Genomic DNA, 409 nt, shown 5'->3' on the forward strand with positions numbered 1-409 from the left:
AAAAACTACACTTGGACAACAAGATGCGCGAAGCCAATATCCTACAACATTCTTTACACCAATACTGCCCAGAACTTCACCTAAAACGATTAAACAGCTTGATGCTGGCCTCTAAGGCACTGATTGAATGTAAGACACTGACCTTGACTGAGTTAGGTCGAAATTTACCAACCACGGCCCGAACCAAGCACAACATCAAGCGCATTGATCGTTTGCTCGGCAACACGCATCTGCATCAAGAACGGTTAGCTGTCTACCAATGGCATGCCAGCCTCATCTGTTCTGGTAACCCTATGCCGATTGTGCTCGTCGATTGGTCAGACATCCGAGAGCATAAACGCATCATGGCTCTGCGCGCCTCAATAGCCTTCAATGGCCGCTCTATTACCCTGTATGAGAAGTCCTATCC

Annotated in this window: 1 pseudogene; it reads left to right on the forward strand. The window is 47.7% G+C overall.

The features are described from left to right. Window positions 1-23: 23 nt before the first annotated feature. Window positions 24-409 (forward strand): annotated as a pseudogene (locus tag K5Q99_RS22210) (IS4 family transposase); the annotation flags it as partial.

Source organism: Shewanella hafniensis, from assembly GCF_019655335.1.
In the GTDB taxonomy this organism is placed as follows: domain Bacteria; phylum Pseudomonadota; class Gammaproteobacteria; order Enterobacterales; family Shewanellaceae; genus Shewanella; species Shewanella hafniensis.